Source organism: Neorhizobium sp. LjRoot104 (assembly GCF_964253725.1).
Classification (GTDB): domain Bacteria; phylum Pseudomonadota; class Alphaproteobacteria; order Rhizobiales; family Rhizobiaceae; genus Neorhizobium.
The window spans coordinates 250,705-272,701 of record NZ_CAXURS020000002.1; the positions used below are offsets into that span (position 1 = coordinate 250,705).

27 protein-coding genes and 6 pseudogenes are annotated in these 21,997 nt (G+C 57.7%); 21 read left to right on the top strand and 12 right to left on the bottom strand.

What is annotated here, in order from left to right; translation table 11 throughout:
- The first annotated feature begins 446 nt into the window (after window positions 1-446).
- The 3 genes and pseudogenes from ACSQ8R_RS23250 to ACSQ8R_RS23260 all read left to right on the top strand — a co-directional run bounded on the left by ACSQ8R_RS23250 (window position 447) and on the right by ACSQ8R_RS23260 (window position 1,099).
- Complete coding sequence (locus ACSQ8R_RS23250; RefSeq protein ID WP_436255749.1) at window positions 447-737, top strand: hypothetical protein; 291 nt, start codon at window positions 447-449, stop codon at window positions 735-737.
- A pseudogene (locus ACSQ8R_RS23255) lies at window positions 697-860 on the top strand (DUF982 domain-containing protein); the annotation flags it as partial. The gene ACSQ8R_RS23250 and the pseudogene ACSQ8R_RS23255, both read left to right, overlap by 41 nt.
- Window positions 853-1,099: pseudogene (locus tag ACSQ8R_RS23260) on the top strand (hypothetical protein). The pseudogenes ACSQ8R_RS23255 and ACSQ8R_RS23260, both read left to right, overlap by 8 nt.
- Here ACSQ8R_RS23260 and ACSQ8R_RS23265 read toward each other — a convergent pair.
- From ACSQ8R_RS23265 to ACSQ8R_RS23275, 3 genes and pseudogenes are all read right to left on the bottom strand, one after another.
- Window positions 1,087-1,669: pseudogene (locus ACSQ8R_RS23265) on the bottom strand (DNA ligase D); the annotation flags it as partial. The pseudogenes ACSQ8R_RS23260 and ACSQ8R_RS23265 sit on opposite strands and share 13 nt — an antisense overlap.
- Window positions 1,670-2,023: 354 nt before the next feature.
- A complete protein-coding gene (locus tag ACSQ8R_RS23270) occupies window positions 2,024-2,986 on the bottom strand; it encodes a TIGR03885 family FMN-dependent LLM class oxidoreductase (RefSeq protein WP_436255750.1) in 963 nt (320 codons plus the stop codon).
- Window positions 2,987-3,042: 56 nt separating this feature from the next.
- The gene (locus ACSQ8R_RS23275; protein WP_436255751.1) at window positions 3,043-3,576 is read right to left on the bottom strand and encodes a DUF4142 domain-containing protein; all 534 of its coding nucleotides are present in this window, start codon (window positions 3,574-3,576) and stop codon (window positions 3,043-3,045) included.
- Window positions 3,577-3,687: 111 nt separating this feature from the next.
- Between ACSQ8R_RS23275 and ACSQ8R_RS23280 the strand changes: the two genes are divergently transcribed.
- From ACSQ8R_RS23280 to ACSQ8R_RS23325, 10 genes and pseudogenes are all read left to right on the top strand, one after another.
- Window positions 3,688-3,930: a hypothetical protein gene (locus ACSQ8R_RS23280; protein ID WP_436255752.1), complete on the top strand. Its 243-nt coding sequence runs from the start codon at window positions 3,688-3,690 to the stop codon at window positions 3,928-3,930.
- A 47-nt stretch (window positions 3,931-3,977) separates the two neighbouring features.
- Window positions 3,978-4,817, top strand: coding sequence for an ammonia-dependent NAD(+) synthetase (gene nadE / locus ACSQ8R_RS23285; protein WP_436255753.1), 840 nt, complete (start codon window positions 3,978-3,980; stop codon window positions 4,815-4,817).
- Between the two features lie 81 nt (window positions 4,818-4,898).
- A complete protein-coding gene (locus tag ACSQ8R_RS23290) occupies window positions 4,899-5,480 on the top strand; it encodes a cysteine hydrolase family protein (RefSeq protein ID WP_436255754.1) in 582 nt (193 codons plus the stop codon).
- A 151-nt stretch (window positions 5,481-5,631) separates the two neighbouring features.
- A pseudogene (locus ACSQ8R_RS23295) lies at window positions 5,632-6,018 on the top strand (alpha/beta fold hydrolase); the annotation flags it as partial.
- A gap of 19 nt (window positions 6,019-6,037) precedes the next feature.
- Window positions 6,038-6,444, top strand: a pseudogene (locus ACSQ8R_RS23300) (PAS domain-containing protein); the annotation flags it as partial.
- A gap of 276 nt (window positions 6,445-6,720) precedes the next feature.
- Window positions 6,721-8,226, top strand: a complete 1,506-nt coding sequence (istA, locus tag ACSQ8R_RS23305) for an IS21 family transposase (RefSeq protein WP_436253892.1) — start codon at window positions 6,721-6,723, stop codon at window positions 8,224-8,226.
- The gene (gene istB / locus ACSQ8R_RS23310; protein ID WP_436253891.1) at window positions 8,223-9,116 is read left to right on the top strand and encodes an IS21-like element ISRel5 family helper ATPase IstB; all 894 of its coding nucleotides are present in this window, start codon (window positions 8,223-8,225) and stop codon (window positions 9,114-9,116) included. The genes istA and istB overlap by 4 nt, the downstream gene beginning before the upstream one ends.
- Before the next feature lie 75 nt (window positions 9,117-9,191).
- A complete protein-coding gene (locus tag ACSQ8R_RS23315; RefSeq protein WP_436255755.1) occupies window positions 9,192-9,869 on the top strand; it encodes a sensor histidine kinase in 678 nt (225 codons plus the stop codon).
- A 142-nt stretch (window positions 9,870-10,011) separates the two neighbouring features.
- Window positions 10,012-10,326 (top strand): DUF982 domain-containing protein, encoded by a 315-nt coding sequence (locus ACSQ8R_RS23320; RefSeq protein WP_436255756.1) that lies wholly within the window; start codon window positions 10,012-10,014, stop codon window positions 10,324-10,326.
- Window positions 10,327-10,652: 326 nt separating this feature from the next.
- Window positions 10,653-11,222 (top strand): annotated as a pseudogene (locus ACSQ8R_RS23325) (IS66 family transposase); the annotation flags it as partial.
- A 283-nt stretch (window positions 11,223-11,505) separates the two neighbouring features.
- Here ACSQ8R_RS23325 and ACSQ8R_RS23330 read toward each other — a convergent pair.
- Both ACSQ8R_RS23330 and ACSQ8R_RS23335 read right to left on the bottom strand, forming a co-directional pair.
- Window positions 11,506-11,694 carry a hypothetical protein gene (locus ACSQ8R_RS23330; protein WP_436255757.1) on the bottom strand — a complete coding sequence of 63 codons (189 nt, stop codon included), beginning with the start codon at window positions 11,692-11,694 and terminating at the stop codon, window positions 11,506-11,508.
- Between the two features lie 188 nt (window positions 11,695-11,882).
- Entirely contained in the window at window positions 11,883-12,104 is a 222-nt protein-coding gene (locus ACSQ8R_RS23335; protein ID WP_436255758.1) for a hypothetical protein, read from the bottom strand.
- 209 nt (window positions 12,105-12,313) lie between these two features.
- Between ACSQ8R_RS23335 and ACSQ8R_RS23340 the strand changes: the two genes are divergently transcribed.
- Entirely contained in the window at window positions 12,314-12,592 is a 279-nt protein-coding gene (locus ACSQ8R_RS23340; RefSeq protein WP_436255759.1) for a hypothetical protein, read from the top strand.
- A gap of 42 nt (window positions 12,593-12,634) precedes the next feature.
- Here ACSQ8R_RS23340 and ACSQ8R_RS23345 read toward each other — a convergent pair whose 3' ends face one another.
- The gene (locus tag ACSQ8R_RS23345) at window positions 12,635-12,850 is read right to left on the bottom strand and encodes a hypothetical protein (RefSeq protein WP_436255760.1); all 216 of its coding nucleotides are present in this window, start codon (window positions 12,848-12,850) and stop codon (window positions 12,635-12,637) included.
- Between the two features lie 800 nt (window positions 12,851-13,650).
- On the opposite strand from ACSQ8R_RS23345, the gene ACSQ8R_RS23350 reads away from it, so the two are divergent.
- Window positions 13,651-14,052 carry a response regulator gene (locus ACSQ8R_RS23350; protein WP_436255761.1) on the top strand — a complete coding sequence of 134 codons (402 nt, stop codon included), beginning with the start codon at window positions 13,651-13,653 and terminating at the stop codon, window positions 14,050-14,052.
- Between the two features lie 74 nt (window positions 14,053-14,126).
- On the opposite strand, the gene ACSQ8R_RS23355 is transcribed toward ACSQ8R_RS23350, so the two are convergent.
- Window positions 14,127-14,387 carry a hypothetical protein gene (locus tag ACSQ8R_RS23355; protein WP_436255762.1) on the bottom strand — a complete coding sequence of 87 codons (261 nt, stop codon included), beginning with the start codon at window positions 14,385-14,387 and terminating at the stop codon, window positions 14,127-14,129.
- A 129-nt stretch (window positions 14,388-14,516) separates the two neighbouring features.
- On the opposite strand from ACSQ8R_RS23355, the gene ACSQ8R_RS23360 reads away from it, so the two are divergent.
- The 3 genes from ACSQ8R_RS23360 to ACSQ8R_RS23370 are packed head-to-tail and all read left to right on the top strand — an operon-like array spanning window position 14,517 to window position 15,150.
- Entirely contained in the window at window positions 14,517-14,735 is a 219-nt protein-coding gene (locus ACSQ8R_RS23360; RefSeq protein ID WP_436255763.1) for a hypothetical protein, read from the top strand.
- Window positions 14,735-14,929 (top strand): hypothetical protein, encoded by a 195-nt coding sequence (locus tag ACSQ8R_RS23365; RefSeq protein WP_436255764.1) that lies wholly within the window; start codon window positions 14,735-14,737, stop codon window positions 14,927-14,929. Before ACSQ8R_RS23360 ends, ACSQ8R_RS23365 begins: the two co-directional genes overlap by 1 nt.
- Window positions 14,926-15,150, top strand: coding sequence for a hypothetical protein (locus ACSQ8R_RS23370; RefSeq protein ID WP_436255765.1), 225 nt, complete (start codon window positions 14,926-14,928; stop codon window positions 15,148-15,150). Before ACSQ8R_RS23365 ends, ACSQ8R_RS23370 begins: the two co-directional genes overlap by 4 nt.
- Window positions 15,151-15,242: 92 nt before the next feature.
- Here ACSQ8R_RS23370 and ACSQ8R_RS23375 read toward each other — a convergent pair whose 3' ends face one another.
- Window positions 15,243-15,635 (bottom strand): NYN domain-containing protein, encoded by a 393-nt coding sequence (locus tag ACSQ8R_RS23375; RefSeq protein ID WP_436255766.1) that lies wholly within the window; start codon window positions 15,633-15,635, stop codon window positions 15,243-15,245.
- A 596-nt stretch (window positions 15,636-16,231) separates the two neighbouring features.
- On the opposite strand from ACSQ8R_RS23375, the gene ACSQ8R_RS23380 reads away from it, so the two are divergent.
- Entirely contained in the window at window positions 16,232-16,471 is a 240-nt protein-coding gene (locus tag ACSQ8R_RS23380; protein ID WP_436255767.1) for a hypothetical protein, read from the top strand.
- A 397-nt stretch (window positions 16,472-16,868) separates the two neighbouring features.
- Here ACSQ8R_RS23380 and ACSQ8R_RS23385 read toward each other — a convergent pair whose 3' ends face one another.
- On the bottom strand, window positions 16,869-17,480 hold the full coding sequence (locus tag ACSQ8R_RS23385; protein ID WP_436255768.1) for a hypothetical protein: 612 nt from the start codon (window positions 17,478-17,480) through the stop codon (window positions 16,869-16,871).
- 436 nt (window positions 17,481-17,916) lie between these two features.
- Between ACSQ8R_RS23385 and ACSQ8R_RS23390 the strand changes: the two genes are divergently transcribed.
- Together ACSQ8R_RS23390 and ACSQ8R_RS23395 are read left to right on the top strand one after the other, a co-directional pair.
- Complete coding sequence (locus ACSQ8R_RS23390; protein WP_436255769.1) at window positions 17,917-18,117, top strand: hypothetical protein; 201 nt, start codon at window positions 17,917-17,919, stop codon at window positions 18,115-18,117.
- Between the two features lie 58 nt (window positions 18,118-18,175).
- Window positions 18,176-18,877: an IS6 family transposase gene (locus tag ACSQ8R_RS23395; protein WP_436255770.1), complete on the top strand. Its 702-nt coding sequence runs from the start codon at window positions 18,176-18,178 to the stop codon at window positions 18,875-18,877.
- 664 nt (window positions 18,878-19,541) lie between these two features.
- Here ACSQ8R_RS23395 and ACSQ8R_RS23400 read toward each other — a convergent pair.
- From ACSQ8R_RS23400 to ACSQ8R_RS23410, 3 genes are all read right to left on the bottom strand, one after another.
- Window positions 19,542-20,084 (bottom strand): DUF1003 domain-containing protein, encoded by a 543-nt coding sequence (locus ACSQ8R_RS23400; protein WP_436257257.1) that lies wholly within the window; start codon window positions 20,082-20,084, stop codon window positions 19,542-19,544.
- A 97-nt stretch (window positions 20,085-20,181) separates the two neighbouring features.
- Window positions 20,182-20,937, bottom strand: coding sequence for a TIGR04290 family methyltransferase (locus tag ACSQ8R_RS23405; protein ID WP_436255771.1), 756 nt, complete (start codon window positions 20,935-20,937; stop codon window positions 20,182-20,184).
- 3 nt (window positions 20,938-20,940) lie between these two features.
- Entirely contained in the window at window positions 20,941-21,984 is a 1,044-nt protein-coding gene (locus ACSQ8R_RS23410) for a UDP-glucuronic acid decarboxylase family protein (protein ID WP_436255772.1), read from the bottom strand.
- Window positions 21,985-21,997: the final 13 nt, after the last annotated feature.

Sequence of the window (21,997 nt, forward strand, 5' to 3'; positions counted from 1 at the left end):
ACTCCATGCCGGCGGGACACCATGCCAAATATTTCGATCGCGGAGAGCGCGAAAGACCTGATAAGTGAATATAGGAGGGTTCTGCGGCCTTGTTCGTACGCAAACCCGATAGCTTTTTCCGCAGATGTCTCGCTCAAATACTAAACGTTCCATATTCCATCCCTCTTTCGGCCCCATCTAGCGCGATTGAAGCGAGCGCATCTTGATCGAAGTCAAGAATGCGAAAATTGCCCGGGACCGGCGTTGGTGCAACTGGCCGCAGCCGCGCACCCGAGATCCGGCGAGTTGATAAACTCACCTAGCCGAGCGGGGTGCATTTTTTCGGCAACTTGAGAAACTGAGCGAAGGATCGAAGATTCGGTGGTTCTCCCCTTGAGGAACTTGCTCGACTGGCGCTCACCGGCCTCGCGTCCGTCAGCCTGCATCGCGACGGCGTGCTGCGAGAAATGCCTGGTTATGACGACGGTTTTGCCGCCATGATCGCAACTGGCGCAGGCATCGAGGCAGAATTGCCCGAGCCGGGAAGTCTCATTCAAGTACTCGGTGGCCCTCGCACCTATCCGCCCGTGTCTTATTACCAGGCCCTCGATCCGGAAAGCTTCCTCCCACCCGATATTTTCATGGACCGTATAGTGATTATCGGTCTAAGCCTGCAAAACGCGCCTTCGATCGAAAGAGGCGGAGCGGACGCCTATCTCAGTCGCCCTCAAGGCGTGCAGTGCCGCGCTGCGCGGTGAAATTGAAGCCGAGACCGCGCGCGGCTGTTTGCTGCCTTTGCCGCGAGACACGACCTGCTCGCTCCGGAAACCGAAGTGATCGCCGCGTCGCGCTTGCGGCGAGACAAAGATCCGCATGTGTGATGAGGAGACCGGTGGTGCACAACATGTTGCAGCAGGCGGCAACGGTCTGATCGGCGCGGTGAAATCACCGGCTCTTTCCGCCGATGACAAGCGCGCGATCCTCGCCGCTTGGGCGTCGGACCTTTTACGCTGTCGATTCCAAGCCGGCGCTCCGTCGGCTGCCGGGAACACCATAGCCAGTTTCGATCGATGAAGTGCAGTCTGCCCTCAAAGAACTAGATCGGCGCTATGGTATCTGACGGAACGCGCGTTCAGGCGGCGTGCTCATCGACTTGGCGAGCCGCTTGATTGCCTGCTCCAGCGAGCGCTGTCCGTCGCAGTAATCCTGCCAGGCGTTCGTCTTCACAAGAAGCGCCGGCACGATGCGGATCGTGAACCGCTTCGGATCGAGATCCGTTTCATTGGGCTCAGGGAAGCGGCATCGATACGGCGGCACCAGGACGGGCGCGCGGCGACAATGGCGCCACAGCAGTCGCCATGCGATCGCTGCGAAGGTAGTCGAAGAAGATACGGCCGTTGCGCTGGTTCTTGGCCATCTTGATCAGATAAGGCTACGGGTTCTCGCGCCATCCGCGGGCAGACATGATGGGCAAAGCCTTTCGCCTCCGGCCAGGCGAGTGTTTTGTCCTTCGCCACCGCAAGCGGCGGGGCCACATGCAGTTCCTTTGCCGCCGGTGGTCTTGCAGAAGCTGACGAGCCCGAGCTCGATCAGCGGATCACGCATCTCGCGGCGGCCCCGACGACGGTGGAGAAGGTGACGTCCGGATCAGGACGAGGTCCGACAAGGACCGCCCGCCCGTCCGGGGACGGCCGCTCGAGCTACATGGTGTAGCTCGGCGGTAGCGAAGCCGCTCGCGAGCGCGCCCTCGACAGCGCCGTAGCGAGCGCGCGGCTTAGCGGTGGTCATCGATGTTCTTCGGTAGGGTTGGGTTGCTGACACAACCTGGTTCGAAGGAGGGCACCGAAGACCAACGACATGATGGACCTGCGTAATTTCCCTTGGGACTACATGCATTTATGATTTTTGACGAACAGTTCTTTGTAGGGGCGATAGTACGTTTTGCGAGAGAGCCCAATAAGCATGCCGGATTTTAGTCAGGAGTTTTAAGAGTTTCGCCGGTGAGGCAACCATTGCTCCCCCTCCAAGGCTGGTCGGTGCGTACCTATAGCTGGCGGAATACCTGCTCGGCCATGAAACCCATAAACCCATGCTGATCACGAGATACGTTGTGGATGTAGATCTCATTGAAGCCACACACGGCGCTTTCCTCGATGAGATCAAGCAGGTCGCGGCCATTCGTTATGAGGGGGATGAACTCATCTAGCTCTTCAGGCGAGACATCTTGTAACGCGGCATCGAATTCTTCGGGAGTTTTAAGCTCGGCCAAGAGATCCGGCTTGACCGCAGCGTTGCGCCACTCATGCCAAGCGGCCATTCGTGCCTCATCAACGGTGGGCGCCCATGAGACCTGAAGCTGGAGTGCAAGAGGTTTTCCGCCGCCGCCGGTAGTCCGAAATGCCTCGATTATTTGTTTCATTTCGTGGACGGGTTTGCGAACCGTCACCAGCCCGTCCGCCCACTCACCCAATCGGCTGGCCGTCCCCGGCGTGAGCGCAGCACCAAACAGAATTGGTGGCTTCTCCGGCAAGGACCATAACTTCGCCTGGTCGGTCCTTAGAGATGGATGGTCTGAGCTCACCGTCGCACCGGCAAGCAACGATCGGATGATATCTGAGCCGGCCTCAAGTCTTTCGTTTCGTTCCGTTTTGTCCGGCCAGCCGCGTCCGACGGCATGTTCATTGAGGGCTTCGCCGCTTCCAAGAGCAATCCATCGAAGGCGCTCTGGAAACATCTCGCTCAAGGTCGCGACGAGATGCGCCAGGACCACCGGATGGTAACGCCAGCCCCCTGGGATCGCGAGAGAGCCAAACGGTAAGTTCGTCTTCGCCATCGCCGCCCCCAGCCAGACCCAGTTGTTGCCAGAGTTCCCCTGCCGAGCACTCCACGGCGCCAGGTGATCGGAAGTCATGACCGCTTGGAAGCCGGCACGTTCCGCCGCCTGGACGTATTCCAGCAACTCACTTGGCGAGAACTGTTCGTGAGAGGCGTGATAGCCGATCAGCATTGGCGTCCTCAAAGAAGAGCCCCCGCGCGAAGGTTTTCGGCGGGGGCAGAGTTTTGTTACTTGTTCATGTCCGTGGCCATCTGAAGATGGTGTTCGAGCGCTGGTCGGGTCTTTGCCGCCCAGGCCTTCAGCTCAGCGTTCTCGCCTTCGTCGCCGTAGCGCTTGAACAGATCGACCGCATCTTCATGCACGTCTTCCTGATCGGAGTGATACTGCTTGGTGAAATCGTCGCCCTGAAGCTTCTTCAGGTCGTCGAGCATTTCCTGGTGAGCGGACGACATCGCGGAGGGGATTGTCGCCTTGACCTTGCCGGACGTCACCATGGCCTTCAATTCGTCAGACGTCTTCTGATGGTCAGTCAGCATCTGCTGTGCAAACGCCTTGGTCTTTTCGTCCGAACGTTCCAGAGCGAGCTTGCTGGATTCAATCTCGAACATGTCGCTGCTTGCCGCCTCAAGCACGAAGTCTTCGGTGTTGGGGGCGACACCCATGACAGAGTTGACGCCAGTTTTTTCAGCGGTGGACTGCGCCATTGCCGCGGATCCGGCGGTGGCGAGAAGGATGGACGCAAGAATGAGGGTTTTTTTCATGGGGGTCTCCTGTTGACAGTATCCTGATAACCAACGCGACGCCCCATGGTTCCAAGAGAGGGAACAAATTCAACCTCTTATGGTTTTCTCACGGAACGGAGGAAGCCAGCGATGAACCCTAAAGAGATCTTGCATGAAGACATCTCAGATTTCGCATCTCGACTTGAGGCCATGACGATTGACGAAGTTTTCAACGCCATGAGCCTGCTGGAAAAACAAAGCAAGGACGATGTCAGCGAGCGGGACGAAACTCTCTCCCGAATTGCGCTGGTCGAAGAGGAAATCGAGCGGCGGTTTCCGGGCCAAAAGCTGGCGCCCTATCGCGATTGGAAACAGGACAAGCCGTTGCTGTGATAGAGGCTCTGTGAGAGATCAATAGCCATAGACTACGGGGGGATCCATTGGGCGAAGAACAGCAATCAATATCAGCAACTCTCGGCGTCAGCCTCGATTTCGACGCGGAGCGCGAGGTTCAACAGCGCAACCAGTTCCTGAGCGACTACCTGCGCAAGTCATCATGCCGGAGCTTCGTCCTGGGCATTAGCGGTGGTGTCGACTCTCTCGCTGCTGGCCTACTTGCACAAAGGGCAGTCTCAGAACTCCGCGCCGATGGATACGACGCCAGATTTATCGCTGTCAGATTGCCCTACGGCGTCCAGGCTGACGAGTCGGACGCACAGAGGTCCCTTGCCGTGATCAGTCCGGATCGTGTCGTCACGATCGATATCAAGCCTGCTGCTGACGCCATGCTCGATGCAGTCATGGTCGAAGGCGGGGATCTGGTAGAGCCGGCACGAAAACACTTCCATCTCGGTAACATCAAGGCGCGTCAGCGGATGATCGCGCAATACGGGTTGGCTGGCGCGACCGGCGGTCTTGTCATCGGAACGGATCAAGCTGCGGAAGCCCTGATGGGGTTCTTCACTAAATTTGGCGATGGAGCAGCCGACATATTGCCCCTTGCCGGCCTCACCAAACGACGGGTGAGGGCCTTAGCCGAGCATATGGGAGCTCCGTTGGAATTGGTGTTCAAAGTGCCGACTGCGGATCTCGAATCCGACGCGCCCCTTCGTCCTGATGAAGAGGTCTATGGGGTCACCTATGAGGAGATCGACGATTTTCTTGAAGGCAAGGCGGTCGCGGAGCCTGCACGGCTACGGATTCTTACGATGTATCGGGCCAGTGAGCACAAGCGTGCCTTACCCGTGGCACTGATCGACCAGGTCGGGAGGAACCCATGATGCAAGATTGAGGCACTGCACCGACTTCAGCCAGAAGGAACTCCTGCTTTCTATTCTCGTTCGTGATGGAGGGAGGATGCGATGACCGATACTAGCTGGATTCACTTATGCATCGATATGCAGCGGATGTTTGCCGAACATACGCCTTGGCATGTGCCATGGATGCAGGAGGTCTCGCCTCAGATCCAAGAAATCGCAAAGCATCATTCGCAGAGGACGGTTTTTACGCGCTTCGTGCCGCCCAAGCGGGCAGAGGACATGCGCGGTATGTGGCGAATCTACTACGAGAAGTGGGACGCGATGACCCTCGAGCGGCTCGGACCGGAGATGGTCGACCTCGTTCCGTCCTTGAAGGCCTTGGTCCCGCCAGCGAGGATCTTCGACAAGATGACCTATTCGCCATGGACCACTGGCGAGCTTCACCGCGTGCTGGCGGGGGAGGGTGTCGAGACCCTGGCGATCTCCGGCGGGGAGACTGACGTGTGTGTCCTGGCTGCAGCCATCGGAGCCATCGACCTCGGTTATCGCGTCATCCTCCTCAAAGATGCAGTCTGTAGCGGTGCGGATGAAACACACGATGCTTCACTTGAGTTGCTCGGTGATCGATTTTCGGTCCAGTTGGAAATCGCATTGACGGAGGACTTTCTCAGCCGTGCCTGCTAACGTCGGCGTCTCTAGCTCGGCTTGCCCGTGCCGCTTTCTGAAATGGGGCCCTTTGTGGTACACGGCAGGGACTGATAGGGGCCGTTGCAACGATGCTAAAAACCGATACCCGGCAGGCGAACTGGCGCCGTGCCAACCCTGGTAAGTACGAAGCGCACAGATCGAGGAACTGCTGGAGTTCCTGGACGATAATCACATGGGATGGTCCGCCGCGATGGGCCCGGTGATCATGGGCAACCCCGATCGCCCCGAGCTCAGCGAGGAGCTTGTGAATAGCTTTTGCCGTACCGACCCGGATATTGCCAAAGCGTTTGCGCGCGTCACCTTTTTGTCCGACAATCGGGCGGATCTTCCGCGTTGCCAGGCACGTGCGCTGGTGATCCAATGCAAGCAGGATGTCATCGCCCAGCAGGGCGTCGGAGAATATGTACGGGATCATTTGCCACGGGGGGAGATGGTCGTCATCGATGCAACAGGACATTGCCCGAACCTGAGCGCGCCTGCCCAGGTCATCTCCGCGATCAAAGCCTTTGTGTAAGGCGGAGGCTCAAACAGGACTGGAGGGCATCAGGGAGGATCTGGACGACCTCTACGAGAATGCCCCATGTGGATACCTCTCTCTGGCCGCTGATGGCGTGATTGTCAAAGCCAACCGTACGCTCGCCGGATGGCTTGGCATGCCGAGCTTCGACCTCCTAGGCAAGCGGTTCTACGATCTGCTCAACGTTCCGGGGAAGATTTTCTACGAAACCCATTTTGCACCCCTATTGCGAATGCAGGGGCACTTCAATGAAGTCGCCCTGGATCTTGTCGGCCCGGATGGACGAAAGCTCCCCGTTTTGGCAAATGCAGCCGAGCGCCGTTCGAGCGACGGGGGAGTGCAGTTTACCCGCATAACCTGTTCCAGGCGGCGGATCGGCGCCGATATGAGCGCGACCTGGTGGATGCGAAGAACGCCGCCGATCGAGCCCGCCGAGAGCTCGAGGAACTGAACAGAACGCTGGAAGAACGTATTGATGCAGGCATTGCCGAGCGGCTCCAGCTCGAGCAAGGGCTGCTTGCTGCGTAGCGGCAATCTCGGTGAGATTCAGCGTCAATCAGGATGAGACTCGCGCCGGGGTGTGACGGAGTGAGGGCGTAGCCCGATCGTAGTCATACCCCGGCGTGGCGCAGATTTCGGCGTCTCAAGATCGCGGTCGGTTCGGTACATTTGCGGTTTTCTGGATTGGAGAACCAGTTTGTGCCGGGTCGCCATGTAACCGATCATCAGATGAGACTCTTCATGAAGTACCGACAAACACATTCCGTAGAGGTCGCCGCGGCAAAAGCGTCGATCAGCCGGGCTACGGCCTACCGTCTCGACAAGGAGACGCAGCTCCCATCTCAGAGCAAGGCGCCCCGCGGTCGTCGCCGCCCCGATCCTCTGGAGCCGATATTCGAGACAGAAGTCATCCCGCTCCTGAAGACCGCACCCGGCATCCGTGCTGTCGCTGTCTACAACGAGATGCTGCGCCGACATCCAGAGCTTTCTGAAGGTATCCGCCGTACGCTTGAGCGACGCATTCGGTCGTGGCGTGCTGTCCATGGCGAAGCGCAGGAGGTCATCTTCCGCCAGATGCACGAGCCAGGCCGGCTGGGCCTTTCGGATTTTACCGATGCCAGCGGTCTTGGTGTGACGGTCGCCGGCCAGCCACTTGATCACCTGTTCTATCACTTCCGGCTTGTCTGGTCGGGCTTCGAACATGCCCATGTCATTCTCGGCGGGGAGAGCTTTGTCGCTTTAGCCGAAGGGCTTCAAAATGCCCTGTGGTCCGTGGGCGGTACGCCGCTCTATCATCGGAGCGACAGCCTGTCGGCGGCATTCCGCAACCTCGACGCCGATGCCAAGGTCGATCTCACCCACCGATACGATCAGCTTTGCTCCCATTATCGAATGACGCCGACGCGCAACAACAAAGGCGTCGCGCATGAGAATGGCTCGATCGAAAGCTCCCACGGCCATCTCAAGAACGCTGTTCATGATGCCCTGCTGATGCGGGGGACCAAGGAATTCGACGATCTCAGTTCTTACCGCGCCTTTGTCGACGAGATCGTCAGCCGTCGCAACGCTGCCCATGGCAAACGCATTGATGCAGAACGATCCCATCTGCAGGCGCTGCCCGAGCGCAGGACCACGGACTTCGAAGAGATTGTCGTCACGGTGTCTCGGACGGGCGGCTTCACCTTGCGCAAGGTCTTCTACACCGTGCCATCCCGCCTGATCGGCCACAGGCTACGAGTTCGCCTGTTCGACGATCGGCTGGATGTCTTTGTCGGCGGCACGCATCTGATGACGTTGCGCCGCGGACGCGGCCAGCCCGACGGGCGGCACGATCAGGTCGTCAACTACCACCACGTCATCCATTCCCTGCGCAAAAAGCCGATGGCGCTCCGCGGCCTCGTTTATCGCGACAAGCTCTTCCCGCGTCAGGAATACCGCAAGGCCTTCGAAGCCCTCATCGAACATCTTCCCGACAAGCAGGCTTGCAAGATCACCGTTGAGCTTCTGGCATTGGCGCATGACCGCGGTTGCGAGCGTGAGCTTGCCGAAGAATTGGCCAGGACACTCGATGCCGGCGATTTACCGGATCTGGTCGCCATGCGAACGCTCTTCGGCCCGGATCCAGCCAAGCTGCCGACAGTCCATGTGCAACTCGCATCGCTCAACGGTTATGAGGCCTTGATCGGGACGGGAGAAGCCGCATGAAGAACGCCCACATCATCGATGAAGCACGCCTCGGCATCATGCTCAACGAGCTCCGGCTGCCGACGATCAAAACGCTGTGGCCGCAATTTGCCGAGCAGGCGGACCGGGAAGGATGGCCAGCAGCTCGCTTCCTGTCGGCTATTGCTGAGCACGAGCTGGCAGAGCGTGCCAATCGCAGGATTGAACGGCATCTCGCCGAAGCGCACCTGCCGCCCGGAAAGACCTTGGACAGCTTCGCCTTCGACGCTGTACCCATGATCTCGAAGGCGCAGGTCATGGCAATTACCGCCGGCGACAGTTGGCTCGCCAAAGGAGCCAACATCCTCATGTTCGGTCCCCCCGGCGGAGGAAAGAGCCATCTCGCCGCCGCTATCGGCCTGGCCCTGATCGAGAACGGATGGCGGGTCCTGTTCACCCGGACCACCGATCTCGTCCAGAAGCTCCAGGTCGCTCGTCGGGAACTGCAGCTCGAATCCGCCATCGACAAACTCAACAAGTACGACCTGCTCATCCTCGATGATCTCGCCTACGTGACCAAGGATCAGGCGGAAACGAGCGTGCTGTTCGAGCTGATATCGGCACGATACGAGCATAGATCGATCCTGATCACCGCAAACCAGCCATTTGGGGAGTGGAACCGGGTCTTTCCCGATCCTGCCATGACGCTCGCAGCGGTTGATCGGCTCGTACACCATGCGACGATCTTCGAGATGAACGTCGAGAGTTACCGCCGCAGAACCGCACTGGAGGAAAAGCGCCAGCGAGGCCGACCGGCCTCGTTTGCGACAATCAGGACCTCAACGCTGTCTGTCGCGGAGCGGCAATCAGAAAACGACGAAGAACTTGTCAGCGGCAATCAGCATGATAACTTGACCCCGACCGCGACCTAAGAATCTCATCCAGATTGTCGCAAGCGTCTCATCCTGATCGCCGCGCTATAGCTTGCGGAAAAGGAAGTGGCGCGATTGAGGGAGCAGTTCGTCGCCATCCTGGGGCACGATCTGCGCAATCCACTGGCTTCCATCGCCGGTGGGCTTAACATTATGTCCCGGGAGCCTCAGTCCGACACGGCACGGCGCGTTCTGGCTATGATGAGCCAAAGCACCGAGCGCATGTCCAGCCTGATCCAGGATATGCTCGATCTTGCTCGCTGTCGGTCCGGCCAAGGCATTGCCATCGACCCGAGGCCGACCGAATTGCGTGCCGTGCTTGAGCAGGTTGTCCAGGAATTACAGACTGCGCATCCCGGGCGAGACATCCAGAGTTCGCTTGATATCGCGGAGGAGGTACATTGTGACGGCGGCCGGGTCGCGCAATTGGTCTCAAACCTGCTGGGTAACGCGTTGGCGCATGGGGCTCCTAACCGACCGGTGAAGGTCGTCGCGGCACCGGGCGTGAAGGAGGTCGTTATATCGGTTGCCAACGAGGGCAAGCCGATCCCCGAGCACGTAAAGAACCACCTGTTCGAGCCCTTCTTCCGCGCTACAAGCTCTGCTGAGAAGCAGGGGCTTGGCCTCGGCCTATTTATCTGCAGTGAGATTGCTCGAAGCCATGGCGGTCGTTTGGAGGTGCACTCCGACACAAAACAGACTGCCTTCCTATTCAGGATGCCGTCTAGCGCCGTCAAGACAGTGGCATCGTGACGGCCCAGTGAAGGCAAAAGCAGTTACGAGATCAGCCGTGAAATGGTGAACCTGCCCCGATGCGATGGCACCTTGCATCGCTGCGGCTGAGGCACAATATTAGACTATTGGGATGTTCAGTTGGCAAGGAAGGAGATGTAAGATGCCTCTGACCGATGTTCGATGGACCCGTCCTGTGAAGGTCCGTCTCCAGTGTGGACTGGAGCACACCTTCACCAGCATCTACGATGCCCTCGATTTCCTGGAAAATGAGTGGCCGATACGGCACGGGCAACATCATGAGCAAGCGGTGAAACGATGCCGCCGTGTCTTGAGCGGTATAATCCCAGCTGAGATTGCACGCGAGGCTTTTGTAGTGGCTTGTCTTGAGGCAGGTTTGTCCACGCTCACTTCTCCGCTTAAACCACGGGACGTCGTTGACGTGCAAATCCCCTGGGAAGTCCTGCATCATCGCTAGCGCACCAATTTGTGTGCGCAGCGAGGAGTCGCCCGCGACGCTGATGCAGCCCTTCGAATCTTGTTTTCGAAGTCGCTGGAGCTTTCTGCCGTTTGGCTTTCGAATAAAAACTGTCGAGGCAGCTGCTCGAGCGTCCGGTGGCGCTCCCCCCGCCGGAACCGCGTGCATAGCCGATAAGCCGTTGGGGCTGACTGACGGTGGGTTGGCGCCCGCGGGCGTTTTTTACCATGGTTTTCTCGCACGCATTTCAGGTGCTTTGGACAGAGGATGCGTGAAAATAACCAGTCGCAAGCGTGTTTATTGGGCAAATGCAGCCCCGCTGAGAGCGGCGGCGCTTCGTCGAGGCACTCAAAACCAGGAAGAACGGAGGCGGACGGCCGGAACAGGCACTCCGGTTCTTCGAGCAGCTCTACCGGATCGAAAAGCAGGCGCGAGACAAAAAGCCCGACGCCGATACAACGCCGGCCGATTGCATTCGCCGTTTCCGGCAACAGCACAGCTTGCCGGTCCTGAACGCTCTGAAGGCTTGGCTCGACAACATCGCGCCGAAAGTCGTGCCGGATACCAAGCTCGGTGATGCCGTGTCCTACACTCTCAACCAATGGGATTATCTGACGCGCTACACCAGCGACGGCATGATGCCGATCGATAACAACATTCTGGAACGCGACATCAGAGTTTTTGCGACCGGAAGAAAATCTTGGCTGTTCGCCGACACCGCCGACGGAGCCAGGGCCAGCGCCGTGGTCTACAGTTTGATGCTGACTTGCCGCGCATGTGGCGTCGACCCACTGACCTGGCTGCGCCATGTGTTCACTGAGTTGCCGCAGCGGCACGAAGCGGCCGAAATCGACGACCTGCTGCCGTTCAACTACTCCACGACCACCGCGGCCTAAGAGAGCTGGATATCGAAACCGGAGCAATGGCGGTTCAGCGGTGCCGCAGCCGTCAAGGTGCATCGAAAATTGCGCTTACGCTGTGACTTGAAGCGTTTCATGCGATGCTCTAAAAGAATGCCCGCCGAAGCGGGCCGAGCTGCATGAGGGGACAGGTTGGAGTGAACGCGGAGACGGACGGGGGACAGGCATTTGGAGAAGCACTGAAATCAACCTCCGCGTTCGATGTGCCAACTTCAGGTTCAAGCTAAAGTTCCACGCGCGAAAATATTCATTAGGAGCCTCAATCAGGCAGCCTGTAGATGTCCGACACGTCGTCCGGATCGCGCAGCCCCTTGAACGATGCGCCGCAGCTTCCGTCATTCGTCCAAGCTCCGTATTCGACTTCGGCCACCAGGGCCAGAGCCGTCAGCACCAGGTTCTTCCCCGGGACCCACACAGGCGGGCGCTTTGTATTGAGCTTGTCGAGCATCTTCTTCAGCCGACGAGCCTCGTCATGTTTGGCCCGGTACCAACGCTGCCGACGTATTTGTAGCCGTCTCGGTACCTGGCGCCGAGCAGCAGGCTGGTAGTCGCCCCGCAGGGATCACAAGAAGCCGCGTCGGGTACTGAGGACGGGTACATCCACAGCGCGATTTCAGATCAGGGGGGGGGCGTTGATTAGGCCAGATATTTGAGCACCTTGATGGCCTCCAAAGTGGCTTGATCCTTGACCGTCACGGGGGCCGCCTTCGCAACGATTTCGTCGCGCCGTGCGCGGTCTTCGGCGAGCTGATTCTGCTTACTTGTCGACAGCCAGCCCTTCTGCTTCTCGTTCTCAAGGTGGGCGATGCTGTATTCGAGCTCCTTTAACTCAGCTGCGATTTTCGCGTCTTCGTCCATAGCAGTTTAAACCTTCGCGCAAGGGGTTCCACTCGATGAGTATTCTGTAGCCTGTGGTGATAAGTGCTTTTCCTGCGCTCGTCCATGGAGGGTGCCTCCGCACTTCCGCCGCGCAGGCACGATATCCGCTTTTGCCCCCCGATTTTGGGAGTTCCTCCATCCCGATGACTAGGTATACCTCTGAGGGCGCTTCTCCCAGGGGGGACCGAATGGAATTGGTTGTATTTGGGTATCAGATCGTGCCTGGCCGCGACGAGCCCTTGGCCTTTGCGGCTTCCCTTGAGGAATGCCAGCGCGACGCATTATTCGAGCGGGAAGAGCTTCGGCGAAATGACCCTGACATCGAACCGCTGGGGGCAATGGCAATCTACCGGCTTACTCTGGCTTGGCCTCATATTGACCGGCTCCTCGCTGTGCTGAACGAAAAGAGTTCGCTGCTCGACGCCATTGTCGTTGATCGCAAGCTTGTGGGGCTTGTGGCCGTCTGAATGCCTTCAGCTTTCAATCGAGGCGGACGACTATCATGTTTCTCACCCGGCAACTGCCAGTAGATCTGCGGGAAGATCAACATAATGGACCTCGTCGCAGAATATGCCGTGCAGGGATTGATGCTCTGCTAATGCACCGCCCATCGTGGCGACCATGGTGGCGGGTAGCGCGCAGATCATCATGATAAGCAAGACTAACCGCAAAGCCCTTTCTAGGCGAGTAAGGTGGGATTGAATTACCGGTTCCTGTCGCTTCATGCGCCCACTCCCTGTCATTGATCGACTCTTCGGCTGATTCTGCCGATGTGTCGAATACTTCCTTTGGCCGGAGCGAGCCTTGCACAGTGTGACGGTAAAAGCCGGATTGTTGAAATGCTATGAAAAGAAGAATGGGATGTGGACGGGTGACAACGCGCGCCACGCCAATCAGGGCGACAGGTAGTGGAAAGCCCGCGTCAATCCCCGGAACCGCGGGCTTTCGCAGCCGGGACTCCTCTTTGCCCGGCCTATTCCGGAAGCTTAAGCCTCTAGTGCCGAGGTGATCAATTTCTCCGAAAGGTGTATTGAGGCAGGTAAGCTGAAGTCGCGAAGTCAAAGTGATTTCGGATCAGTTCAGCGAACAGAACAGCACTCGAAACCTTCCACCCACGCCAGAAAAGGCTCTGGATCAGAAACTGCGCTGTAGGGACAGGAGCTAGCATCTCCTCGGTGCTTTGCAGCCTGGGTACCTTGCTCAAATGCCAGGGAGAGCGTTTCCTGAATATCCAGGGGCGAGTCGCCGTATTCCCGGGCTATGTATTCGGTGAAAATCTGTTTGCAGTCAGCATTCATTTGAGGCCTGCCAATCTGACGACGAATAAGTCATTCGATCTAGGCACGCCATATTCCCCAAACGACCTGTACGGGGTATGAACGGGCGCCTGCTCGCGGAGGCACGCATCGCCGCACTACTACGGCCTGCTTTCTTAGTGATCCGACCGGGGAACTACGTAGGTAATTGTGCGTTCTAGCCGCCTTGCTCAGGGACGGGTAGAAACTCGATATCGTAGGGATTGACAGTGAACGAACCATCCGAAGCTCCATTACTCCTTCTTGTCGAAGATGACCCGCTGGTTTCACTGGCGGTGGAGGAGATCTTATCGGGCGCAGGATTTGCGGTCGTCGTAGCCAGCAGCGGTCAGGAAGCTATTGACCTAGTTGAGGGTGACGTCACCTTATCTGCCGTAGTGACAGACGTCCGGCTTGGCGCTGGACCAAGTGGTTGGGACGTTGCACATCGAGCCCGTGAGCTAACGCCGACTATGCCCGTCATCTATATGACAGGAGACAGCGCTAACCTCTGGGCAGCTCACGGAGTGCCAGGCAGCACCCTCCTTCAAAAGCCGTTTGTTGAGGCGCAACTCATCACGGCAATCGCAACACTGCTGAACCAAGCCAGCACCACTGGAACGACGTCCTAGTAAGAGCAGGGGCGCCTAGATCCCGCGGCGCATGGCTGGATCAGTCTCTTCTCTCCACGTACCCGCCGCCAGCCCTACGAACCAAGCACGGCCGTGTCGGGTTCCTCTGGGATATCCACCAAACGTCCGACCTCGTGGAGGTAGGCGATGATCTCATCCTTGAGATGGTCTCGTTCGCCGAATGCCGAGGAGACAAGGGCGATCCTGCCGTAAGCTTCTCTGTCAGTCGGATCGACCGGCTCAGCTACGACATATCCGATTGTTCCGACCACCTGGACGTTGCTCCCGGCCTCGATCATGGCGGTCACGAACGCTTCTATCTCATCTTTGGTCATGGCGGCAGTTGAGCATATCGTGGCTGCTGCGCAACCCTCAGATTTGAGAGGCCCTCGCTCGGCGGATTTACTACTCACAGCGTGCCGTTGCAACTTGACTCCCGTACAGAGGGTGGCAATGCTGATCCCATGAGCCCTGACCGCTTCAACGAATGCCTGCGCCATATCCGCTGGACGCCAATCAACCTGGCGTCGGCTTTGCAGTGTGATCTTTCATGGATCGAAGCGCTGGAAACTGGCAACGAAGAGGTGCCCGCTGGCCTTGCGGCTTGGCTTGAAACGCTCGCCCAAGCTCATGAAGCGCTTCCGCCGCCAACCACGTATCGGCGTCAGATGGCGAAACCCTGATGCCAAAAACGGAACTCCGCTTTGACATCCGCAAGGACGGCGAGTTTACGTGGGAGATATTCGACACCACGACCGGGCGAACCGTGATTATCGAGGGCAAGGCTTACTGGGACCTACCGCAGGACAGCGCGGATACCCTTGCAGGATTCATGAACTCGGCGGGTATGGTGCCTGACAAGGACACACTGCATTGACCCCGACGAACGAATTTATCGCAGAGCTAGTGCGAGCCGCGAATGAGGTCGAAAAGCTCCGCGGCGAAGAAGCTCGCCGCCTACTCAACCGGGCGATAACGACGATCCGCGATATGCGGGAGACGATCGGGATCCCTCACAGCAACACTGCGGCCGATGTGGTGATCGACTTGCAGACGACAGCGGTGGCGCTTGGCTTAGGCAACCGATCTCTCGACTAGGTCAAGGCTGCTCTTCTTGACGCGGCCGGCATAATCCGAGACCTGCATATTTTGCTGGATACGGCGACCGCGATTCAGGTCAAGCATTGACGCTAAACCCAAGTGCTGGGTTTCGATATGGTAGATCCATCGCCCAGGCTCAGCTGACTAGCAAATTGAGATTTGCCTAAGTGATCCGGTCGAATGCGCCTGTAGAAGGAGGCGACGTTCATCAAACTTTGGGACGGATACTTTACGGGCGCTAGGAGCCCGACTACCTTCTTTGCCTCTTGGACTGCAATCCGGATTGGTTCGACTAGATCGGTATCATTGGTGACTATGGCTGCCACGTCGAAAGCGTCGGTGAACGCATCACGCACAAGGTGGGCCGCGAGATTTACATTGCTCCCTTTTTCCTCGCTTTTGACAACTCTGACGACGGCTGGAGATGGTTGCGCCCATACATAACCACTTGGCCGCGCCTCCGGCGGTTGAGCAAGAGGCATCCATGGATTCGTGGTAATGAAGTTGCCTTCGTGAATCGAAATATACGGAACCGTTGCCAGTGCATTTGATAGGTTGCCTGACGTGCCGGCGCCGCCGGATCGTGAGCGCGGGCAGACACTTGCGCGATGTAGTAGTTCAGCTTAATGATGTTTTGGCCAGGCTTGAGAACCGCCGCTGCTAGAGCTAGCGGGTTGAGCCATTTATGTTGAGGCCGCTCCCTGAGCATGCGATAATATAGATTAAAGCCATCAACATACACGATTGTCCGCATCGCCAGCCTTGTAAAGCAAAGGCCGCTAAGAGGTTTCCCCCTTGCGGCCTTTGAGCCCGCAGCAAGCTACGGGTGGGTGATAAAGAAGAGATAAGAAACCTGACGATTCACGTCAATGGCGAAAAAAGTTGACATTTGCGCCGAAACATGAAACTCGCTGCGCACTGATATCCTCCCCATTAATGCAAAATAATTATCGTTTGTAGTTAGAACCAAACGTAAGCGCGATTTGTTACAAGCGTTCCGGGGCGACGAGGAGCAACTTACGGCATTTGGAAGATCCCCGCTCCCCCAGCTGCGCCAGCTTCCTGGAGAAGCAACCCGTTGTCGCTCGACCCGGTCAAGACGTTCCCGAAGATCGAGGGTGATGGCGCGCTGGCCGTAGACGCTGCCCTGAGCGGTCTTCACCTCGTCGATCTGGCGCTGCTGGTCCTGGAAGGGCGGGTTTCCACGAGGTGCGAACCAATATTTGACGTTCGCTTCGACGGCACGATGGCCCTCCGGCTGTCGCGGAACATGACGCCATCTGCGCAGTTCGTAGTCAGGATGCGCGCGCCTTGTTGAAAAGCGTTACCCCTGCGCTCCGGAAGCCCTGCTGCGGGTCCGCGTGGCGGGGCTTTCAAAATCGCTCCGTTTATAGTAGGCGATTACTTGACTAAATCGATAGATGTCGTAGCTGTGCGCAGCGTGGGGATTCCGGAATGGAAAGCAACAAACAGTATTTTTACTTGTTTGGAAGGCGGGTAGCATGCTTGATCTATGATGCAGCCGCACGCGAACTTCGTCTCAAATACCGAAGCGGGCGTGATTGTACCTATATCGACGTTACTCCGGTCCAGCTCCTGGCGCTCGTTTCTGGGACATTGAAGAAAATCGTACCGTCTTGGATCTCCGCCCTTTCCCCGTTCGTCTTTGTCTTTTAGACGTCGGACCTCGTCATGGATTTGTGGCGATCGAACGGCTACCGCGAAGTCCGGCCCTGTTGCGCCGCCTCCATGCGCTGCAAAATCTCCTTCACAACCTGAATGTCTGACGCCTGCTTGTTGAAACCGGTCTGAAGGTCCTTGATGGATGAGGTGATGTTGACAGCGGACTGCTCCGCCACGGTCACGCGATAGGTGAGATTGTCGATCTTCCGGTCAACCTCGTTGCCCCTCACCTTCTCAGCGCGAAGGCGTTCGTTGAAACTGGCTTCTCTCGCTCTCGTCTCGGCAAGGCGCTCCTTGTGGTAGTCCTCGTGGGACTGGCGCCATTTCATGAGGTCTTCGATATCGCGCGTGGTGTTGGCCCAGATATACACCCCTCCGGCCAGCATGCCGACGAGCGTCAATAGGTTCAGGATGGTGTTGAGGTTCCACTCACTTTCAATGCGTCGGTCCGAAGTTTGGTCGTTTGTTCTTGTTCCGGTCTCGTTGACCATGCCGCCGATGACTCCATTTCCCGGATGTGAAATGGAGGACGGGAATGCGACAATGCAAAACATGTCAGGATATCGGCTGGGTATGCGAGGCTCATCCAACACGCGCTTCGAGCGGAACGCGTTGCTGCGGTTGTGGCGCGGCGGGAATGCCATGCCCCCGTTGCTCCTCTGAGCTTGCATGGGACAAGCCACCGGACTACTCGAAGATTTTCCAGTCCGCGAGCCACATCCCCCGGAAAAAAGTGGACTGATCACCACGCATTTAGGAAACGAAGCCGCCATGATTTCAGAAACAGCCGGCCAAACCCTTCCCCTCGAAACTACGGCGCCGATTGCCCCTATCTTGATTGTATTTAGCGCCGCTCTGCTTGTCGCGGTGGGGTTACTCGTCTTCCTCGCGAGCCGGCGTCCGGCCAGCGTTTGAGTTGTGGGCCGGCCATAGCTACCCGCCCGAGCGCGGCCGCTCGCAACCTATGAAATCCAGGCGCCCCGGCGCCATTACGATAGCTTGCGGGGCCACCGCTTCGTCCGATAGCAATTGGAAACCGTTTGAATTACACTGAGGCATCGGGATGCTTGGGGTGAACGAATGCTTATTGCGCACGTTCATGTGCTCGATCCAATCGAGCCAGACGAACTGGCCACGCTGCAGCGGGTATTTGACCAAGCCTGCAAGGTTCGAGGTTTTCAAAAGCACACACCCGAAGCGGTCGAGATCGCAATCCTCATTGTCTCCCTCTACCAACACGGAGTCCTCAACGAGAGACAATTGACCGCGATGGTAATATGACCCGGCATGGCATCGTCAACTTAACGGAATGTGGAATTTGATGTGCGAATGACTGGCCATGACAGACCGTGATCCGTTATATCGCCGCCATCGTTTCCCCGCTGAAGTCATTGCCCACGCGGTGTGGCTCTATTTCCGTTTTCCTCTCAGCCTGCGAATGGTCGAGGACTTGCTGGCTGCCCGCGGGATCATTGTCTCCCATCAGACAGTCCGGCTGTGGGCAGAGAAATTTGGGCGAACTTTCGCCAATGAGATCCGCCGCCGCTCAGCTGGTCGGCTCGGCGATAAATGGCACCTCGATGAGGCCGTTGTTTCAATCCGTGGCAATAAGCATTGGCTGTGGCGTGCTGTGGATCAGGACGGCTTCGTCTTGGACGTTCTCGTGCAAAGCCGCCGAAATGCCAAGGCCGCCAAGCGCCTGATGCGCAAACTCTTGAAGGGCCAGGGCCGATCGCCGCGGGTGATGATTACAGACAAGCTGCGATCCTACGGCGCAGCAAGGCGAGAGATCATGCCCGGTGCTGAGCATCGTTCCCACAAAGGCCTGAACAATCGGGCGGAGAATTCCCACCAGCCAGTTCGGCGGAGAGAGCGAATCATGAAACGCTTCAAGTCACAGCGACGTCTACAACGCTTTGTCTCTATCCATGACCCGATCGCCAACCTATTCCACATCCCGCGCCACGACATCCCCTCCAAACATTATCGCGAATTGCGTTCAGCGGCGATGAACCTGTGGCCGAAAATCGCCCGAGCATGATCGACGAATTAGGAGGGTGCCATGATCAGCACTCGTTGCCGTTAAGTTTACGATGCCGTGACTTCTCCAACGAGAAAATATCTCGGGCAATCCGCCCCCCTTCGGTCTTTTGCGATAAAGGATGGTTACTTCTTGTCATTGCAGCGAGCCTTAGGTTGCGTTGGGCTTGAGAGCCAGTAGTATTCGGGCGTTGTGCCGATGTACCGGGCATCGTCTAAAATTGAGCGTTTTTCGGCGCGGCGAAAGCGGCGACTGGATTGAACCCGGCAAGCTATTTGAACATTCCAAAGCATTTATAGTGTCTCGGCGCAGCAGCCCAATTGGATGACCATTTCGCATTATCGAAGGGACGCAAGGGACGTACCCGTGCTCCGACGGTTGGCCGCTCTTCCGGACGAAACCATCCCCAACAGCGAGCACTAAGATAGCCGGCTGTCTCACATCTGCGCCGAACAGCAGGATGCGTACCTCAGGCGGTCGTCGACCCGGTTTCTGGAATGCCATTCATCTGTGCGTCACCCACATGAGCCTCGAGGAGGTCGCCCGATTGCTGGAGGCCGAAGCCAAAATGCTGAGAGACCTGGGTTGAGATTCCCCACGGCACCTGTTGATCACTCTAGAACACCTGTCGAGTAGACTTTGTTGCGGGAGCCTTCGTGAACGCCTAGCCTTTCTCCTCCGCCTCAATTCGGTCCAGCACGGCCTCGGGAGCGACATCTTTTTTCAGCTCGCTCAGCTCCTCGTCGCCCTCGATCGGCACCTTCAACTTCTTAGCAATCGCTTCCACCATAGCGATTAGACGGGTCGTTTCGTGCTCGTTCAACAAACTCACCTGTAGATCGAGATCAGCCCGCGTATCGTCTTCGGCCGCCATTCGATTTTGGTTTATCAGGACAAAAGTCGAGAGAAAAATAGCTTCGACCGAAGCTTCCATAGCAAGAATGACGAGCGACGGATCCCACGCGGGCACTCCCGGTAACCAGTTCAGATTGGCGACAATCCACGTCCCATATAGAAGGAGATGAATGTAGACGAAGGGCATCGATCCCGCGAACCGACTGATCGTAGCGGCTGCGCGTTCTTGCGATGAGGCCGCATTTGCTGTTTCGCGCCGCCGCACCATGACAGCGTCGATGTTCCGCGCGAGAGCCGGCGTAAGGCCATCAGCTGCTGGTGTCGTCGGGCTTTCGTCGTGCGCATGGTTCATCAGCAGGTTCACCTCCAGTACCTTTCCGGCACGCTTCTGTGCCGGCTCATTCGCAGAACAGAGGAAGGCAGGTTTCAGTCCCGCTGTTTCACTTTCTTCAGCAGATTTGAGGTGGCACCTCGACTGCATAATGCCGCTCGCCGCGGTGACAAAGATAGACCTCCCGTTCCGGATGGGCATCGATGACGAAGCCCGAACTGTGGAGCATGGCTTCCATAGCTGCCGTATTGGGAATGAACCAATTAGTCGGATCGGAAGCGTAGCGCTCCTCCACGAAGAAGAGTTTGGGATAATCATGCCGGTCGAATAGGGACCACTCATTAAAGTCGTAGTTTTCCTGGAGCTCCGGCAACCGTTCATCCCCGCGCTGCAGGCATTGGAACAACATCTGTTCCCCAACGACATGTTCATACAGAAGGTCGAGCGCAAGCAAGGGGTGGCGCAGATGGTAGAGCACGCCCATGAAAATCACGAGGTCGAACTTTTCGCCGAGCTTTCCGACGTCGTAAACGGACATCTGGCGGAACTCCACGTCTAGACCCGTCTGCTCTGCCACAAAACGAGCCTGCCGCAGGTAGTGCGGATCTGCGTCGATCCCCAACACTCGGCCGGCATTACGCTTCTTCATCTCGAAGGAATAGAAGCCGGCGTTGCACCCGACGTCGAGAACGCTGCACCCGCCCAGATCCTCCGGCACCACCTGTTTGAAGCCCTGCCATTTGAAGGAAGGATAATCGCCCAAGAAGTGATCTGGGGCGGTCGGCACCCCCTGCACGTGGATATTCTGGAACCAGGGCCCAAGTTCGGCGATCCGATGCTCCATGTCATCGTCTGCTTTTCTTCCGGCGTCCATTCCTCAGGCTCCGATCGGCAACGCATCGGTTAGACCGGCACGGGGCTTTGCACTCGCGGTCTTCGGACGCAGGTCAGTCTCGACGAGAACTGAAGCAAAATAATCAGCCGTCTGCTGAAGGCCTTCCGACAGTGGGATCTTCGGCTCCCAGCCAAGCAGTTCCTTCGCGCGGGCTATATCCGGGCGACGACGCTGCGGATCGTCTTTCGGCAGGGGCCGGTAAACGATTTCGGACGCCGTGGGAACCATTGTCAGGATCATCTCGGCCAGCTCATTGATCGTGAACTCGCCCGGGTTACCTATGTTGACGGGCACGCCCGGATTAGGATTGACATCCATTAGCGCCATCAGACCTGCCACGAGATCTGTCACGAAGCAGAAGGACCGCGTTTGCTCGCCGCTTCCGTAAATGGTGAGCGAATTGCCAGACAAGGCCTGTACTAAAAGGTTTGAGACGATGCGGCCGTCATTGGGCTGCATGCGCGGGCCATAGGTGTTGAAGATGCGCACCACGCGCGCATCGGCACGCCCGGCCCGCAGCATGTCGAAGCACAAGGCTTCTGCGGCGCGCTTGCCTTCGTCATAGCAGGCACGGGGCCCCGTGCAGCTGACATTGCCGCGATAGTCCTCGCGCTGCGGATGCTCTTCGGGATCGCCATAGACCTCACTGGTCGAGGCCTGGAGGAAGGATGCGTCATGGCGTTCGGCAAGTGCAAGCAGATTGCCCGTTCCCGCCACGCAGGTCATCATCGTGTGCACCGGATCGGCTTGGTATAAGGGCGGTGAAGCGGCACAGGCCAGATTGTAGATCTGGTGGATGGGCTCGTCGATTTCCGACAGATGGCAGATGTCCTGCTCGATCAGCCGAATCCGGGGGTGGTTCTCCAGAGGCCGGACATTGGCTCTGGATCCGGTGAGAAAGCTGTCCACGCAGATCACCTTGTGACCGCGCAGCAGCAGGGCATCGCACAAATGGGAGCCGACAAAGCCGGCGCCGCCGGCCACGAGAACAGTCTTGGTTTTTCCGTCACGCATTCTTTGCAACATGGTGTTCTCCTCA